Origin of the sequence: Massilia oculi (genome assembly GCF_017582745.1) — a bacterium.
GTDB classification, from domain to species: Bacteria; Pseudomonadota; Gammaproteobacteria; order Burkholderiales; family Burkholderiaceae_D; genus Telluria; species Telluria oculi_A.
In genome coordinates this window covers 22290-38181 of record NZ_JAFVIM010000022.1, presented here as the reverse complement: position 1 = coordinate 38181, position 15892 = coordinate 22290, and the positions used below count along the sequence as shown (strand labels likewise).

The window sequence follows — 15892 nt, the reverse complement described above, 5'->3', positions numbered from 1 at the left end:
TTTAAATACATTTATTGTCGAGGCCGTGTCTGATTGTCAGACCTGACCCCCGATGTGCTTTCATGACCAAGAAACTGCAATGCGGCCACTTCAGCTTCGCGCTGGAGGGGGCTGAATCTGCCTATCCAGTGGTGATGGGCATTTTGAACATCACCCCCGATTCCTTTTCCGACGGCGGTCGCTACCAGGGCCTTGAATTCGCGCTGACCCATGCCGAGACGATGATCAGGGACGGCGCCACCATGATCGACATCGGCGGCGAATCGACCCGTCCAGGTTCGCCGAGCGTGCCGCTCGACGAAGAGCTGCGGCGCGTGATGCCGACCCTGTACGCGCTGCGCACGCTCGACGTCGCGCTGTCGGTCGACACCTGCAAGCCCGAGGTCATGCGCGAAGCGCTGATCGCCGGCGCCGACATGATCAACGACATCAACGGTTTCCGCGCGCCGGGCGCGATTGCGGCGGTGCAGGACAGCGATTGCGGCCTGTGCGTGATGCACATGCAGGCCACGCCCGAAACCATGCAGCAGGCGCCGCAGTACCAGGACGTGGTGGGGGAGGTGATCGCTTTCCTGCGCGAACGCGTCGATGCATTGAGCGCGGCCGGCATCGAACGCGAACGCATCTGCGTCGATCCCGGCTTCGGCTTCGGCAAGACCGTCGAGCACAACTATGCCTTGCTGCACGGCTTGCAGCGCATGCGCGACGAACTCGATTTGCCGGTGTTGGCCGGCATGTCGCGCAAATCCATGATCGGCGCCGTCACCGGGCGCCCGGTTGAACAGCGGGTGGCCGGCAGCATCGGCGCGGCATTGGCTGCGGTAGCGCATGGCGCTAGAATCGTGCGTGTGCATGATGTGGCAGAGACTGTCGATGCCCTGAAGGTGTGGCATGCGGCAATGCATCCACCCTCGGTCCTGTAAAAATCGTTTCAATAAGAGAAAAGAGAACTAGATGGCACGGAAATATTTCGGCACCGATGGCGTGCGCGGCACGGTGGGCGTTGCGCCAATTACTCCTGAATTCGTGATGCGTCTCGGCTATGCCGCCGGCACCGTCCTGGCCAAGGGCCGCAAGTCGAGCAGCGGCCGTCCGGTCGTCCTGATCGGCAAGGACACCCGCATCTCGGGCTATATGCTCGAGGCCGCGCTGGAAGCCGGCCTGTCCGCCGCCGGCGTCGATTCGATGCTGGCCGGCCCGATGCCGACCCCGGCCATCGCCTACCTGACCCGCGCGCTGCGCCTGCAGGCCGGCGTCGTCATCTCGGCCTCGCACAATCCCTTCCAGGACAACGGCATCAAGTTCTTCTCGGAACACGGCACCAAGCTGCCAGACGCCGTCGAGCTCGAAATCGAGGAAGCGATCGACGAGCCGATGGGCTGCGTCGCCTCCGATAAACTCGGCCGCGCGACCCGCCTGCGCGACGCCCAGGGCCGCTACATCGAATTCTGCAAGAGCACCTTCCCGAACGAACTCGACCTGCGTGGCCTGAAGATCGTCGTCGACAGCGCCCACGGCGCGGCCTATAACATCGCGCCGCACGTGTTCCACGAACTCGGCGCCGAGGTGATCTCGATCGGCGCCCAGCCGGACGGCTTCAACATCAACGCCGGCTTTGGCGCTACCGCGCCGAAGGCGCTGTCCGAAGCCGTGGTGGCCAACAAGGCCGACCTCGGCATCGCGCTGGACGGCGACGCCGACCGCCTGATCATGGTCGACGCCAACGGCCGCGTCTACAACGGCGACGAGCTGCTGTACGTGATGGTGCGCGACCGCATGAGCACCGGCCCGGTGGCGGGCGCCGTCGGCACCCTGATGACGAATATGGCGCTCGAAGTCGCCTTCAAGCAGATGGGCATCGGCTTTGCGCGCGCCAAGGTCGGCGACCGCTACGTGCTCGAGGTCATGAAAGAGCGCGGCTGGCTGTTCGGCGGCGAAGGCTCGGGCCACCTGCTGGCGCTGGACAAGCACAGCACCGGTGACGGCATCGTGTCGGCGCTGCAAGTGCTGTCGGCCCTGGTGCGTGGCAATAAGTCGCTGGCGGAATGCTGCAGCGAGCTGCAACTGTTCCCGCAGACCCTGATCAACAAGAAAGTCACGCCGGGCTTCGACTGGACGCTTGATCCGGCGCTGGTGGCCGAGAAGGAAGCGGTCGAGCGCGAGCTGGGCGACAATGGCCGCGTGCTAATCCGTGCATCCGGCACCGAACCGCTGATCCGCGTGATGGTGGAAGCGAAAGAGGCGGCCGTGGCCGAAAGCATGGCGCGCCGTATCGCGGACAAGCTGGCTGCGTGATGGAATCGCCAGTCTGGTCGGATGCAGGCCGGGGCTGGCATTTCGCGTCGCCATCGCTTATAATGTTTCTCACGGCGGAGTGTAGCGCAGCCCGGTAGCGCACCTGGTTTGGGACCAGGGGGTCCAAGGTTCGAATCCTTGTACTCCGACCAAAAGATTCATCAAGACAGGCCGTCATCGACGGCCTGTTTTGTTTTCAGCGCTGCCATCGTGGGCCACGACAACAAGCGTGGCCTTATTGCAAGCATGATGCTTGCGGTTTATAGTAGCGCTCTTCCAAGATCCGCCCTTAGCTCAGTCGGATAGAGCAACGGCCTTCTAAGCCGTGGGTCGGGGGTTCGATTCCCTCAGGGCGGGCCAATCACATCGCGCATACGACCACCATCAATCGGCGTAGGCCCCTGCCTTCTTGTAGATCGGCCCCCACTTCTCGATCTCGGCCTTCAAATGCGTGCGCAAGCCTTCCGGCGTGGCCTTTTCGGCCGGGACCGGTTCGGTGCCGAGTTCGGCGAACCGGGCCTTGACGTTGGGATCCTTCAGCGCTTCGCGCAGCGCCGTCCCCAGGCGGTCGACGACGGCTTTCGGCGTTCCCTTGGGCGCATACATGCCGTGCCACACATACATGTCGAATCCGGCGATGCCTTGCTCGGCCAGGGTCGGCAGTTGGGGCAGCGAGGCCACGCGCGCCCTGGTGGTGGCGCCATACACCTTCACCTTGTTGGTCTTGATGTAGGAAGTGGTGGAGGTGGTCTGGTCGCACAGCAGGTCGATCTGCCCGCCCAGCAGGTCGTTCATCGCCGGGGCCGTGCCCTTGTAGGGCACCGTGGTCAGCGGCGCGCCGATGGCGCTCAGGAACAGCATGCCGCACTGGTGCGAGACGGCGCCGGGTCCGGCATTGCCCATCGTTAGCTTGTCCTTGTTGGCCTTGATATAGGTGAGCAGTTCGGGCAGCGTGTTTGGCGCCAGGTTCTTGCGCGCCAGCAGCACCATCGGCACGTCGGCTACCTGGCCCACGTATTCGAAGTCGGTCATCGGATTGAAGGCCAGCTTGCGGTACAGCGCTGGGCTGGTGCTCATGCCATTATGGTGCAGCAGGATGGTATAGCCATCGGGCGCGGCCCGCGCCACCTTGCCTGCGGCAATCGTGCCGCCGGCGCCGGTGGCATTCTCGACCACGACCGACTGGCCGAGCGACTTCGCCATGGTCTGGCCGAGAATGCGGCCGATGACGTCGGTCGGCCCGCCGGCCGAGAAGGGAATAAGCATCGTGATTGCCCGGGCCGGGTAATCGGCCGCATGGGCGCCGGCGGCGGCCAGCGTCAGGCCGGCAAACATCAGTTTTTTCAGCATCGTCGTCTCCTGTGCTCGTTGTATCGGGTGGTCCCGTTGTTTTGAACCATCCTAAGAGCTTATGGGAGGGCGCACGAAATACCTTTTTGTGATGCCAGCATCAGGGAACGGCATAGCTCGTTTCAGCGTCCGATCCAGGCCGCGCCCGGCCAGGCCTGCTGGTCCACCATCTCCTTCATCAGGGCGGTCAGGATGGGGGCCGCGGCGGCGCTGGCCGGGGAGGGCCGGCGCGCGGCGGCCCGCGCCAGCACGATGCGGCGCGACAGGTCCGGCGTGCCTACCGGGGCGCCGGAGAGCGTTCCCCCCTGCAGTTCTTCCAGCACGGCCGAGGTGGGCAGGATCGTGTATCCGAAACCCTTGGCCACCAGCGATTTCTGCAGGTCCAGCGCATTGGTCTCGGCGACGACGTCGACGCTGATGCCGGCCACCGCCAGCGCGTGTTCGATGATGCTGCGCAGCCCGTGCGACGCGTTCGGCATCACCATCGGCCGGTCCTTGAGCCCTTTCAATGGAAAAGGTTCGTTTCCCGAGAATTCGCCTGGTGGGCCGAGCACGTACAGGCGCTCGTCGACCAGCGCCTCGGCCTGCAGGCCGGTGGACGAGCGCGTGTCGTACAGCAGGGCCAGTTCGATGTCGCCCGCTTCAAGCCACTGGAGCACATTGCCCGCGTAGCCGACGGTGATGCTGACCGTCACCGCCGGATAGCGGGCGCGCACCCGCGCCACCAGTTCGCCGGCCAGCAGCCGGCTGGTGCTGGCAAGCAGGCCGATCGTCAACCGCCCGGAGACGCTGGTGGTCGCCGGCCCGATCTCGGCGCGCGCCTTGTCCAACTCGCGCAGCGCGCGGCGGCCATACTCGACCAGGGTGCGGCCGGCGTCGGTCAGCACCATGCCGTGGCGTTCGCGCTCGAACAGCGGCACCCCGCATTCTTCTTCCAGCAGGCGGATATGGCGCGAGACGGCCGGTTGCACCAGGTGGAGCAGTTCACCTGCGCGGGTGGCGCTGCCGGTCTCGGCGATTGCGATCAGGGTGCGGATCTGCTTGATGTCCATGAACGTTCCGGTAATGGATGAGCCATCAACATATGCTCTTTGATACGTCTTGGCAATCGCGATTCGTGATGGCCGCAGCTATCGCGGCGCGTGATGGAGGAATCACGTTTTTCTATTTCTATGGCCGATCCATTCAAATCTATGATGAGCCATCCGATTCCTTTCACGGCGAACGATGATTACCGACGATTTCGATGCAAGCCTGCTCCAGCAGTGGACAGGCAAGACCGAGGTGCTGCATGACGTGCTGCGGCCCGACGCGGCGGCGGCCCTGGCCGCCACGCTGGATTATCCGGACGCGCCCGCCCAGGGCGAGGCGCTGCCGCCGCTGTGGCACTGGATTTACTTCCACGCGATCGCCCGCCAGTCGCAGCTGGGCGAGGACGGCCACCCGAAACGTGGCGGCTTCCTGCCGCCAGTGCCTCTGCCGCGGCGCATGTGGGCGGGCGGCCGCTTCGAGTTCCATGCGCCGGCGCGGATCGGCGAGCTCGTGACGCGCACCTCGACCATCCGCAGCGTGCAGGCCAAGGAGGGCGCCAGCGGCCGCCTGGTGTTCGTCACGGTGCGGCATGACATCCGCCAGGACGGGACGCCGGTCATCACCGAGGAACACGACATCGTGTACCGCGACCTGCCCGCGTCCGGCGCCGCCGCGCCTGCGCCTGCGCCTCGGCCGGCCCCGGCCGACGCGCGCTGGTCGCGCACGGTCCACCCCGATCCGGTGCTGCTGTTTCGCTATTCGGCGCTGACCTTCAACGGCCATCGCATCCACTACGACCGCAGCTATGTCACCGGCGTGGAAGGCTATCCCGGCCTGGTCGTGCACGGCCCGCTCATCGCCACGCTGCTGGTCGACCTGGTGCGGCGCGAGCTGCCGGGCGCGGACATCGCGCGCTTCAGCTTCCGCGCCGTCGGTCCGCTGTTCGATACCGCGCCGTTCGCGGTCTGCGGCAAGCCGGGGCCGGACGGCAAGACCATCGCCTTATGGGCGCAGAACGACCGGGGCGAACTCGCCATGCAGGCCGAGGCGACCCTGCGCTGAGCGCATCATTCCCACAATATTCAGGAGACCCACATGATCCACTTGGAACTGCCGCACCAGGACATCCGCGACGCGGTCCGCGCGCTGTGTGCGGACTTCCCGCCGGAGTACTTCCGCAAGATCGACGAAGAGCGCGGCTATCCCGCGCAGTTCGTCGACGCGCTGACGCAGGCCGGCTGGATGGCCGCCCTGATCCCGCAGGAATACGGCGGTTCCGGCCTCGGCCTGACCGAGGCCTCGGTCATCATGGAAGAGATCAACCGCGCCGGCGGCAACTCCGGCGCCTGCCATGGCCAGATGTACAATATGGGCACGCTGCTGCGCCATGGTTCGGCGGCCCAGAAGGAACGCTACCTGCCGCAGATCGCCAGCGGCGCGCTGCGCCTGCAGTCGATGGCGGTCACCGAGCCGACCACTGGCACCGACACTACCAGGATCAAGACCACGGCCGTGCGCAAGGGCGACCGCTACGTCGTCAACGGCCAGAAGGTGTGGATCTCGCGGGTGCAGCACTCCGACCTGATGATCCTGCTGGCGCGCACCACGCCGCTGGCCGAGGTGACCAGGAAATCCGAGGGCATGTCGATCTTCATCGTCGACCTGCGCGAGGCGATCGGCAATGGCCTGGCCGTGCAGCCGATCCTCAATATGGTCAACCACGAAACCAACGAGCTGTTCTTCGAGAACCTCGAGATCCCGGTCGAGAACCTGATCGGCGAAGAGGGCAAGGGGTTCAAGTACATCCTCGACGGCCTGAATGCGGAGCGCACCCTGATCGCCGCCGAATGCATTGGCGACGGCTACTGGTTCATCGACAAGGTCACGAACTATGTGAACGAGCGTGTCGTGTTCGGGCGCCCGATCGGCCAGAACCAGGGCGTGCAGTTCCCGATCGCCAAGGCCTTCGTGAACATCGAGGCGGCCAACCTGATGCGCTACCAGGCCTGTGCGCTGTTCGACGCCAAGCAGCCTTGCGGCGCCCAGGCGAACATGGCCAAGATGCTGGCCGCCGACGCCTCGTGGGAGGCGGCCAACGCCTGCCTGCAGTTCCACGGCGGCTTCGGCTTCGCCGCCGAATACGATGTCGAGCGCAAGTTCCGCGAGACCCGGCTGTACCAGGTCGCGCCGATCTCGACCAACATGATCCTGTCGTACGTGGCCGAACACGTGCTCGGCCTGCCGCGTTCCTACTAGGAGATCGATCATGCGACCCCTGGATGGCATCACCGTCGTCACCCTGGAACACGCGATCGCCGCACCGTTCTGCACCCGCCAGCTGGCCGATCTGGGCGCCCGCGTCATCAAGGTCGAGCGGCCCGGCGTGGGCGACTTCGCGCGCGCCTACGACACGCGCGCGCGTGGCATGGCCTCGCATTTCGTCTGGACCAACCGCTCCAAGGAGAGCCTGACGCTGGACGTCAAGCACCGCCAGGCCGCGCCGATCCTCGAGGCCCTGCTGGCCGGGGCCGACGTGCTGGTGCAGAACCTCGCGCCGGGCGCGGCGGCGCGCCTGGGGCTGTCGTGGGAAGCCCTGAAGGAGCGCTTTCCGCGCCTGATCGTGTGCGACATCTCCGGCTATGGCGCCGACGGCCCCTACCGCGACAAGAAGGCCTACGACCTGCTGATCCAGAGCGAATCGGGCTTCCTGTCGATCACCGGTTCGCCCGACGAGCCGGCCAAGGCCGGCTGCTCGATCGCGGACATCGCGGCCGGCATGTACGCCTACACGAACATCCTGGCCGCCCTGATCCAGCGCGGGCGCACGGGCGAGGGCGCCCACATCGACGTCTCCATGCTCGAGAGCATGGCCGAGTGGATGAATTATCCGCTGTACTACGCGATCGATGGCGCCGCGCCCCCGCCGCGCGCCGGCGCCGCCCACGCCACCATCTATCCGTACGGGCCGTTCCCGGTCGGCGACGGCAAGACCGTCATGCTCGGGCTGCAGAACGAACGCGAGTGGGAGCAGTTCTGCGCCAAGGTGTTGCGCCAGCCCGGACTGGCGGCGGATGCGCGCTTCGCCTCGAATTCGGCGCGCACCGGCGCGCGCCAGGAACTGCGCGCCATCATCGTCGACGTCTTCGCGCAGCTGACGGCCGAGCAGGTGGTCGCGCGCCTGGACGAGGCGCAGATCGCGAACGCGCACATGAACGATATGCACGACCTCTGGGCTCACCCGCAACTGGCGGCGCGCGGCCGCTGGGTCGACGTCGGCATCCCGGGCGGGGCGATCCCGGCGCTGCTGCCGCCGGCGGTCCCGAACACCTGGCAGGCGCGCATGGACCCGGTGCCGGCGCTGGGCGAGCATACCGAGGCGATCCTGTCCGGGCTCGGCTACGCCGCGGCCGACATCGCAGCCCTGCGCGCCGAGCAGGCCATCTGAACGACAGCAACGACAAAGGAAGAACATGAGCGACCACCCAAGCCAGGCGCTTGCCGCCTTCGCCGCGCAGCTGCGCTACGAGGACATCCCGCCGGCCGTCATGGCGCGCGCCGAAGACCTGATGCTCGACTGGTTCGGATCGGCGCTGGCAGGCAGGAACGGCCGGCCGGTCCAGTGCATCGAATCGTTCGCGCGCACGATGGGGCCCGGCCCCGGCTGCGGCGGCGCCGAAGTGCTGATCTCGCGCCGCACCACGACGCCGCTGTTCGCCGCGATGGTCAATGCCGCCTCCTCGCACTACGCCGAGCAGGACGACGTCCATAACGGGTCGGTATTCCACCCGGCGACCGTGGTGTTCCCGGCGGTACTGGCGGTGGCCCAGGCAAATGGCGCCAGCGGACGCGAATTGATGACGGCGGCGGTGGCCGGCTACGAAGTCGGCATCCGCGTCGGCGAATTCCTCGGCCGCTCGCATTACCGGACCTTCCATACCACCGGCACCGCCGGCACCGTCGCCGCGGCGGCCGCCGTCGGCCGCCTGCTGGGACTGACGCCCGAGCGCATGCTGGACGCCTTCGGTTCGGCCGGCACGCAAGCGGCCGGACTGTGGGAATTCCTGCGCGACGCCGCCGATTCGAAGCAGCTGCACACCGCCAAGGCCGCCAGCGACGGCATGATGGCCGCGTATCTGGCGGCCGAGGGTTTCACCGGCGCGCGCCGGATCCTGGAAGGCAAGCAGGGCATGGCGGCCGGCATGTCGCGCGACGCCGATCCGGCGCGGCTCACCGACGGCCTGGGCACGCGCTGGGCGACGGCCGAAACCTCGTTCAAGTTCCACGCCTCGTGCCGCCATACGCATCCGGCAGCCGACGCGCTGCTGCAGGCGATCGTTGCCGAAGACCTGCGTCCCGAGCAGATCGCCGCCGTGACGGCCCACGTGCACCAGGGCGCGATCGACGTGCTCGGCCCGGTGGTCGATCCGCGCACGGTCCACCAGGCCAAGTTCTCGATGGGGACGGTGCTGGGCCTGATCGCGCAGTTCCGCAGCGCCGGCCTGAACGAATTCGACGAGGCCTACGCCGACCCGCGCATCGTGGCCCTGCGCGACAAGGTGACGATGGTGCTCGACGACGAAGTGGACGGCGCCTACCCGGCGCGCTGGATCGGCAAGGTGACGGTGACGACCACCGACGGGAGGGTGCTGAAGGCGCGGGTCGACGAACCGAAGGGCGACCCGGGCAATACCCTGAGCCGGCGCGAGCTGGAAGACAAGGCGCTGCGGCTGGCGCGCTTCGGCGCCGCAGCCAGCGACGACGAGATGCGCGCCGTGTTCGAGCGCATCTGGCATATCGGCCGCACGCCGGTCGTCGGCTATTTCCTCGCGCGCGGGGAGACGCGATGAGCGCAGCCGCCCCGATGCCCCGCTCCTACCTGTTCGTGCCCGGCAACCGGCCGGAGCGCTTCGACAAGGCCTGCGCGGCCGGCGCCGATGCCGTGATCGTCGACCTCGAGGACGCGGTGCCGTTCGCCGACAAGGCGGCCGCGCGCGAGGCCGTCGCCGCCTGGCTGTCACCCGCGAAGCCGGTCCTGGTGCGTGTCAACGGCGCCGACACCGACTGGTTCACCGACGACCTGGCCCTGTGCCGCGTGCCCGGCGTGGCCGGCGTCGTGCTGCCAAAGGCCGAGCAGGCCGGCGACATCGCACGCCTGCGCGCGGCCGGAGCCACGGCGGTGCTGCCGCTGATCGAAAGCGCGACGGGCATCGACCATCTGCGCGCGATCGTCTCGGCGCGCGGCGTGCAGCGCCTGATGTTCGGCTCGATCGATTTCCAGCTCGACCTGGGGATCCCGGGAGAACGCGAAGAGCTGCTGTTCTTCCGTTCGCAACTGGTGCTGGCTTCGCGCCTGGCCGGGCTCGCGGCGCCGGTCGACGGCGTCAGCACGGCGCTCGACGACGCCGACCGGCTGGCCGACGACGCCCGGCACGCGCGGCAGATGGGGTTCGGCGCCAAGCTGTGCATCCATCCGAAGCAGGTGCAGGCCGTGAACCGCTGCTTCACGCCGGGCGCGCACGAGCTGGCGTGGGCCGGGCGGGTGCTGGAGGCGGCGGCGCTCGCCAATGGCGCCGCAGTGGCCCTGGACGGCAAGATGATCGACCGTCCGGTGATCCTGCGCGCGCAAGCCATCGTCGATGCCCATGCGCTGCGCGCGGGGCCGGAGGACGCGGTCAGGTCACGATGAATTCGTAACCGGCCTGCAGCGAGCCGATGACCCTGGCCTGGTTCTCCGGGCTTTCGCTGAAGCCCACCAGCATGTCGGCCACGGTGATCGTCTTGCTGTCCAGCGCCTCTTTCCAGTAGGCGAATCCATCGGCGTCCGGAGCACGGTCGAGCACGTTCGCATAGAACAGGGTGATGATGTCGGCATGGCTGGCTGCCGGGCCGACCAGCTCACCGAACTCGGCCGAGTGGACGAAAGCGTCCGCCACCGCGTGCAGGCTTGCCCCGTCTCCCATCTTGCCCATCCAGTATCCGAGCCCAACCTTGTCCGGGGTGCGGTCGAAGGCTGCCTGGTACAGGCGATAGGCCTCGGCCGGAAAGCCCGTGGTCTCGTAGGAAATGTATTCGCCGCCCTCGAAGGACAGCCGCTCGACGTTGCGCAAGGTGTCGACGGCGTCCAGGCCCAGCAGGTCGGTGACTGTGATCGTGCCGCCACGCACGCTGACCTGGTACTCGTCGCGGTAACCCTCCAGCACGAAGGTGTCGACGCCGGCGCCGCCATCCACGACGTCGTCGGAGCGCGTGCCATACAGCATGTCGTGGCCGCCGGTACCGACGATGGTGTTGGTCGGCAGGTAGACCGGCACCCGGTCTTCGTAGACGTTCAGGCTGGCATAGGTGTCGTAGTAACCCTGGCTCCACGATGCGTCGATGTAGTACCAGCCCGTATAGGGGGCGACGAAGGCGGCGTAATCGTAGCCATAGGCGCCGCTGCCATCGTCGCTGGCGATTTCCCGGCCATCGTCGTCATGGATGCGCAGGTCGACGGGATCGAAGTAACTGCCGCTCTGGACCGTATAGGCCATGCCCCTGGTCGCATGGAAGACGAAGATGTCGTCCTGGCTGGCATACGGGTCGTGGGTGCCGAAGTGGGCGGTGCGGCCGTAGTACTGGCCGAGGTCCGGGTCGTGCACCGGCCGCAGGTCGAGCCGCCAGGCCCAATCCATCTCGGACGGCGTCAGGTTGTACCGGTGCTCCTGGGAATAATTCGACATGATGGACCTCGCGCAATGTGAGGTCTTCATTGTATGGCTGGGCTACTCCGGCAATGTGTTGAAATGGTGTCGCTTTGTAACGGCGGCGCCTCAATTGCAAGCATGTCTTTCAAAGTATGCATTCGATGGCGCCGCCCCGTATCGTCACGCCGCGCTGCCCGCCTCGACGCCCGAGTCGCCCCAGGCATGCATCGCGCGGCGCAGCAGCCGGCGCTCGCGGTGGTCGATCACGCTGTCGGCGCGCACGATCTCGAGCATGCCCTTGAGGACCGTGGCGCGCAGCGCCTCTTCCTGCACCTCGTCCAGCAGGCGGTCGATCGTCGCGGGCCCGATCTCGACCATGCCGGCCTCGCGGTCGGCGCTGGTCGCCAGCAAATCCTGGGTCAGTTCGCCCGCCGTGTCGTCGAACGTGTCTTCGCTCACCCGCAGCGCCTCGAGCACGCCGCTGCGGTGCAGGCTCTTGAGTTCCTGCGGCGCGATGCGGCCATCGACGATCATGGCCAGCGCCAGCAGGCGGCACATGGCTTTCGGGCTGTTGGTGGGGTAACTTCTCATTGCATTCCTCGCTTCAAAAAAACTGGGAGTCACCAATATACGGCGCTGCCAATCGAAAGTAAAATCGAATAATCTTTCGAAATCATCCCATTTTTTGGTGGTGTTGCATGATCAATTACAAGCACCTCCAGTATTTTCATGCCGTCGCGACGGTCGGCAGCGTCGCCCGCGCCGCGGAGCAGTTGCACGTGTCGCCGCAGGCGATCAGTACCCAGTTGCAGGTGCTGGAAGAACAGCTTGGTGAGGAATTGCTGCGCAAGAAGGGACGCGGGCTGGCGCTGACCGAAGCCGGCAAGACGGTGCTGCGCTATGCCGACCAAATCTTCAGTCTTGGCAATGAGCTGGAACAGGCGGTGCGGCGCGGCGTGTTCACGGAGACGGAAACGCTGCGCGTCGGCCTGTGCGACGTGATCGCCAAGACGATGGCCTTTCGCCTGCTGCAACCGGCGCGCGATGCCGGCCTGGCCATGCACCTGGTGTGCAGGGAAGGACGCTTCGCCGACCTGATGGAAGACCTGAGCGCGCACCGGCTCGACCTGCTGATCTCGGACCAGGGCTTGCCGCCGGGCGGCGCGGTGCGCGGCCATAGCCACCTGCTGGGATCGAGCACGGTGACGGTGGTTGCCCATCCCGAGGTCTGCCGGCGCTGGGCCGGGCCATTTCCGCAACGCCTGAAGGACGCGCCGTTCCTGATGCCGGGCGAGGACGCCGCCCTGCACAGCCAGCTCAAGGCCTGGCTCGAAGCGCATGGGCTGCGTCCGATCGTGGTGGGCGAATTCGACGACGGCGCCTTGCTCGGTTCTTTCGCCGGCGCGGGCGCCGGCTTCATGGCGGCGCCAACCGTACTGGCGGACACGTTGTGCGCGCAGTATGGGCTGGAACAGGTGGGCGTGATCGATTCGATCGTCGAGCAGATCTATGCGGTGACGGTCGAGCGGCGCGTGCACCACCCGGCCTTGCGGCGGATATTGGAGCGGGCCGCGAGCGCCTTTGGCGAACGAGCCGCCTAGAATGGCGGCGCGGCGTCGTCAGGCGGCGCGAGGTCGAGGTCGATCGTTTGTTCGACCATGCCGGCCAGGTCGAGTTCGGGCAACAGCTGACGCGTATCGAATGCCGCATACGCCCGCGACGGCTTTTCGCGCGGCGCCGCCAGCATGATCGGCAGGCGCGGGAACCACGGGGCGAGCCGCGCCAGCAGCGCGTCCCCAACGCCGGGCCGCAGGCAGTCGGGGGCGGCGAAGACGAGGGCGATCCGGATGTCGCGTATGGTGACGATGCCGCCTGTGAGTATCAAATGCGGTCGCTTTCCTTGCGCACCACGCGCCCGATGACGATGCATTCACCGCCCTGGCACAGCTTGCGATGGTATTTGCGCTGGTCGACGTTGTCGGAGGTCAGCCACCACTGGCCGGCATCGCGCGCCAGGCGCTTGACCACGGCTTCGCCCTCGTAGTTGAAGGCGTACACGGCGCCGTCGACCAGCTTGGTGTCGAGCGTGTTGATGACCACGATGTCGCCCGCGTACAGCGAGGGCTCCATGCTCTCGCCCTTGACGTAGATGGCGATCAGGTGCGAAGGGTTGTACTGGTTGCGTTCGATCCAGGTGCGGCGCATGCCGAGCGTGCCGCCGTCGCGCCGTTCGGGCTCGGTCTGGTAGCCGGTGATGCCGGCCGACAGCCGCAGCTTGACCATCGGGATCTGCACGAAGCCGTCGTCGTCGCCTTCGGCCGCCACGACCCGCAGGGCGTTGCTCACCCCGCCGGCGGGCAGCGCGTCGTTCGCCGGGGCACCCGACATGGGCGCCAGGATTTCCGGCGGCAGGCTGCGGCCCGTGACCCGCGAGATGGCGAGCAGCTGCTTCAGGTTCGGGCTGTGCTTTTCGTTTTCCCAGTGCGAGATATTGGCCTTGGTGTTGCCGCGTTCGGTGCCGAGTTCGAGCGCCAGCCGCGCGCCGAGCGCCGTGCCGGACAGGCCGGCGGCGGTGCGCGCTTCTCTCACCCAGCCTGCAATCATCGTTTGGAGATCCATATCGTCATGGTATAGGAAAACTATACGCTATAGTATAGTTTTTATTTACTGATGTGGTATAGTTTTCCTAAACTTTCATTCACGCATTGACGTGGCTCAGGGGCGTTCACGGTTCCCTGCGCCGCTTCAGGGCGAAGCACGGGGGACACGATGATCATTGACACTTACCTGCGCCTGCTTGGCGCCGACCTGGCCACGACGCTGACGCTGTCGGACCTGGGCATCCTGGTCGGCATTGTGACCGGCTTGCTGGGGGCGCTCGTCAACCTGGTGTACACCTGGCGCAAGGACCGCCGCGAGCAGCGCGAAAGCGACGCCGCGTGGGTCCGGCGCCGCAAGGAAAAGTGAAGGCGCGACACCCGCCGCCCGGGCATGGTCCCTGTAGAATAGCGGGCCCCATTGACATCGATTCCGGAGCACGTTCGTACATGGTTTTCCTTACCGTCCCCTATGCCGAGAAGGACGCCGCCAAGGCGCTCGGCGCCCGCTGGAACCCGACCCGCAAACGCTGGTATGTGCCGGACGGCGTGGCCACCGAGCCGTTTGCCAAGTGGCTCGACGGCGCGCCCGGTGGGGAGGCCCCGTCCGCGAAGCCGGGCCGGGTCGACAGCTACCAGGGCAAGACCGTGGTCGGCCTGAACTACGTCGAACTGGCGCACGACTGCAATCCGATGCAGGCCTGCCCGAGCTGCACGGAGCAGCTGGCCGGCACGCCCTGGGCCCAGGCGCAAGCCGGGTTGCGGGCGCTGGTCGGCGCGATGCCGGGCAATTCGAGCAAGTGAACGGCGCCGCCCTGGCCTTCATGTTAGCGTGAAGGCAGGCGGACCGGCTGGTTCGCAGCCACCCGGAGATCCTTCATGCGCTTGCCCCGCCTGCTGTTCACCACCATCCTCCTGGCTGGACTGTGCGGCCTCGCCGCCGGCGCCCGGGCCCAGGCGCCGGACCCCCCACAGCAGGGGCAGGTATCGACGCTGCAGCTTCCGGCCGGCGAGCAGAAGATCGACGCGGCGCAGGGCAGCGTGCAGTTCATCGGCACGGCGACCGTGCTGATCCGCTACCAGGGTTTCATCATCCTGACCGACCCCAATTTTCTGCACAAGGGCGACCACGTGCACCTGGGCTATGGCCTGACCTCGGAACGCAAGACGAACCCGGCGATCGCTTTCGACGATCTCCCACCCATCGACCTGGTGATACTGTCGCATTTTCACGGCGACCACTTCGACCAGCTGGTACAGAAACGCTTGAATCGCGCGGTGCCCATCGTGAGCACCCGCCAGGCCGCGGCCAGTCTCGAGAAACTGGGATTCACCCGCGTGACCGGACTGAGTCCGTGGGACCGGCTGGACGTCTCGAAAGGCCAGGCACGCCTGCGGGTGACGGCGACGCCCGGCCGCCACGGTCCGGCCGGCGTGGCCGCGCTGCTGCCCAGGGTCATGGGCTCGGTGCTCGACTTCGGGGCGGATCCGGCGGCGCCGGACTACCGCATGTACATCAGTGGCGATACGCTGGTGATCGACGACATCAAGACGGTGCCGGAGCGCTTTCCCGGCATCGACCTGGCCTTGCTGCACCTGGGCGGCACGCGCATCCTGGGCGTGGTCAAAGTCACCATGGACGGCAAGGACGGCGTGCGCATGATGCAGGTGGTGCGCCCCAAAAAGACCATCCCGATCCACTATAACGACTATGACGTCTTCAAGTCGCCGCTCGAGGACTTCGCGCGCGAGGTGAAGGCCGCGGGACTCGAACAGGAAGTGGTGTACCTGGCACACGGCGAAACTTATACGTTCACCAGGGCGAAGCGCTGAGCATGCGCTTTTTCGCCACAAGGCGGAGTTGAATCGTGCGCGCCTCGCCTTACTGCTGAGTAAACGCTAAGATGCCAGCTTGATAATATTGCTCAAGCGATG

17 protein-coding genes and 2 tRNA genes are annotated in these 15892 nt (G+C 66.6%); 13 read left to right on the top strand and 6 right to left on the bottom strand.

Translation table 11 applies throughout. The annotated features are described in order from the left end of the window. The first annotated feature begins 62 nt into the window (after nucleotides 1–62). The 4 genes from folP to J3U95_RS21735 all read left to right on the top strand — a co-directional run bounded on the left by folP (nucleotide 63) and on the right by J3U95_RS21735 (nucleotide 2655). Nucleotides 63–923: a dihydropteroate synthase gene (gene folP / locus J3U95_RS21750; protein WP_208280738.1), complete on the top strand. Its 861-nt coding sequence runs from the start codon at nucleotides 63–65 to the stop codon at nucleotides 921–923. A 31-nt stretch (nucleotides 924–954) separates the two neighbouring features. Next, on the top strand, nucleotides 955–2295 hold the full coding sequence (gene glmM / locus J3U95_RS21745) for a phosphoglucosamine mutase (RefSeq protein WP_208280737.1): 1341 nt from the start codon (nucleotides 955–957) through the stop codon (nucleotides 2293–2295). A 75-nt stretch (nucleotides 2296–2370) separates the two neighbouring features. Continuing rightward, nucleotides 2371–2447: transfer RNA gene (locus J3U95_RS21740), tRNA-Pro, on the top strand. 131 nt (nucleotides 2448–2578) lie between these two features. Next, a tRNA-Arg gene (locus tag J3U95_RS21735) sits at nucleotides 2579–2655 on the top strand. Between the two features lie 24 nt (nucleotides 2656–2679). On the opposite strand, the gene J3U95_RS21730 is transcribed toward J3U95_RS21735, so the two are convergent. Further along, the gene (locus J3U95_RS21730; RefSeq protein WP_208280736.1) at nucleotides 2680–3645 is read right to left on the bottom strand and encodes a tripartite tricarboxylate transporter substrate binding protein BugD; all 966 of its coding nucleotides are present in this window, start codon (nucleotides 3643–3645) and stop codon (nucleotides 2680–2682) included. 122 nt (nucleotides 3646–3767) lie between these two features. Next, the gene (locus J3U95_RS21725) at nucleotides 3768–4697 is read right to left on the bottom strand and encodes a LysR family transcriptional regulator (protein ID WP_208280735.1); all 930 of its coding nucleotides are present in this window, start codon (nucleotides 4695–4697) and stop codon (nucleotides 3768–3770) included. A 175-nt stretch (nucleotides 4698–4872) separates the two neighbouring features. Here J3U95_RS21725 and J3U95_RS21720 point away from each other — a divergent pair, with 175 nt between their 5' ends. From J3U95_RS21720 to J3U95_RS21700, 5 genes are read left to right on the top strand one after another with little or no spacing between them, the layout of a single operon-like run. Further along, the gene (locus J3U95_RS21720) at nucleotides 4873–5739 is read left to right on the top strand and encodes an HTD2 family dehydratase (RefSeq protein ID WP_208280734.1); all 867 of its coding nucleotides are present in this window, start codon (nucleotides 4873–4875) and stop codon (nucleotides 5737–5739) included. A 33-nt stretch (nucleotides 5740–5772) separates the two neighbouring features. After that, nucleotides 5773–6933, top strand: coding sequence for an acyl-CoA dehydrogenase family protein (locus J3U95_RS21715; protein WP_208280733.1), 1161 nt, complete (start codon nucleotides 5773–5775; stop codon nucleotides 6931–6933). A 10-nt stretch (nucleotides 6934–6943) separates the two neighbouring features. Next, nucleotides 6944–8122 (top strand): CaiB/BaiF CoA transferase family protein, encoded by a 1179-nt coding sequence (locus J3U95_RS21710; RefSeq protein WP_208280732.1) that lies wholly within the window; start codon nucleotides 6944–6946, stop codon nucleotides 8120–8122. A 25-nt stretch (nucleotides 8123–8147) separates the two neighbouring features. Continuing rightward, the gene (locus J3U95_RS21705) at nucleotides 8148–9524 is read left to right on the top strand and encodes an MmgE/PrpD family protein (RefSeq protein ID WP_208280731.1); all 1377 of its coding nucleotides are present in this window, start codon (nucleotides 8148–8150) and stop codon (nucleotides 9522–9524) included. Beyond that, nucleotides 9521–10363 (top strand): HpcH/HpaI aldolase/citrate lyase family protein, encoded by an 843-nt coding sequence (locus J3U95_RS21700; RefSeq protein ID WP_208280730.1) that lies wholly within the window; start codon nucleotides 9521–9523, stop codon nucleotides 10361–10363. Before J3U95_RS21705 ends, J3U95_RS21700 begins: the two co-directional genes overlap by 4 nt. Here J3U95_RS21700 and J3U95_RS21695 read toward each other — a convergent pair. Both J3U95_RS21695 and J3U95_RS21690 read right to left on the bottom strand, forming a co-directional pair. Next, a complete protein-coding gene (locus J3U95_RS21695) occupies nucleotides 10350–11396 on the bottom strand; it encodes a DUF4214 domain-containing protein (protein WP_208280729.1) in 1047 nt (348 codons plus the stop codon). The genes J3U95_RS21700 and J3U95_RS21695 overlap by 14 nt on opposite strands. Nucleotides 11397–11540: 144 nt before the next feature. Next, entirely contained in the window at nucleotides 11541–11951 is a 411-nt protein-coding gene (locus J3U95_RS21690) for a tellurite resistance TerB family protein (RefSeq protein ID WP_208280728.1), read from the bottom strand. A gap of 107 nt (nucleotides 11952–12058) precedes the next feature. Here J3U95_RS21690 and J3U95_RS21685 point away from each other — a divergent pair, with 107 nt between their 5' ends. Next, nucleotides 12059–12961 (top strand): LysR family transcriptional regulator, encoded by a 903-nt coding sequence (locus J3U95_RS21685; RefSeq protein ID WP_208280727.1) that lies wholly within the window; start codon nucleotides 12059–12061, stop codon nucleotides 12959–12961. Here the strand turns inward: J3U95_RS21685 and J3U95_RS21680 are convergent. Continuing rightward, the gene (locus J3U95_RS21680) at nucleotides 12958–13245 is read right to left on the bottom strand and encodes a hypothetical protein (RefSeq protein WP_208280726.1); all 288 of its coding nucleotides are present in this window, start codon (nucleotides 13243–13245) and stop codon (nucleotides 12958–12960) included. The genes J3U95_RS21685 and J3U95_RS21680 overlap by 4 nt on opposite strands. After that, nucleotides 13242–13964 carry an XRE family transcriptional regulator gene (locus J3U95_RS21675; RefSeq protein ID WP_208280725.1) on the bottom strand — a complete coding sequence of 241 codons (723 nt, stop codon included), beginning with the start codon at nucleotides 13962–13964 and terminating at the stop codon, nucleotides 13242–13244. The genes J3U95_RS21680 and J3U95_RS21675 overlap by 4 nt, the downstream gene beginning before the upstream one ends. 165 nt (nucleotides 13965–14129) lie before the next feature. Between J3U95_RS21675 and J3U95_RS21670 the strand changes: the two genes are divergently transcribed. From J3U95_RS21670 to J3U95_RS21660, 3 genes are all read left to right on the top strand, one after another. Further along, complete coding sequence (locus J3U95_RS21670; RefSeq protein WP_208280724.1) at nucleotides 14130–14327, top strand: phage holin family protein; 198 nt, start codon at nucleotides 14130–14132, stop codon at nucleotides 14325–14327. 80 nt (nucleotides 14328–14407) lie between these two features. Beyond that, entirely contained in the window at nucleotides 14408–14761 is a 354-nt protein-coding gene (locus J3U95_RS21665) for a DUF5710 domain-containing protein (RefSeq protein WP_208280723.1), read from the top strand. Between the two features lie 75 nt (nucleotides 14762–14836). After that, entirely contained in the window at nucleotides 14837–15790 is a 954-nt protein-coding gene (locus J3U95_RS21660; RefSeq protein WP_208280722.1) for an MBL fold metallo-hydrolase, read from the top strand. Nucleotides 15791–15892 lie beyond the last annotated feature (102 nt).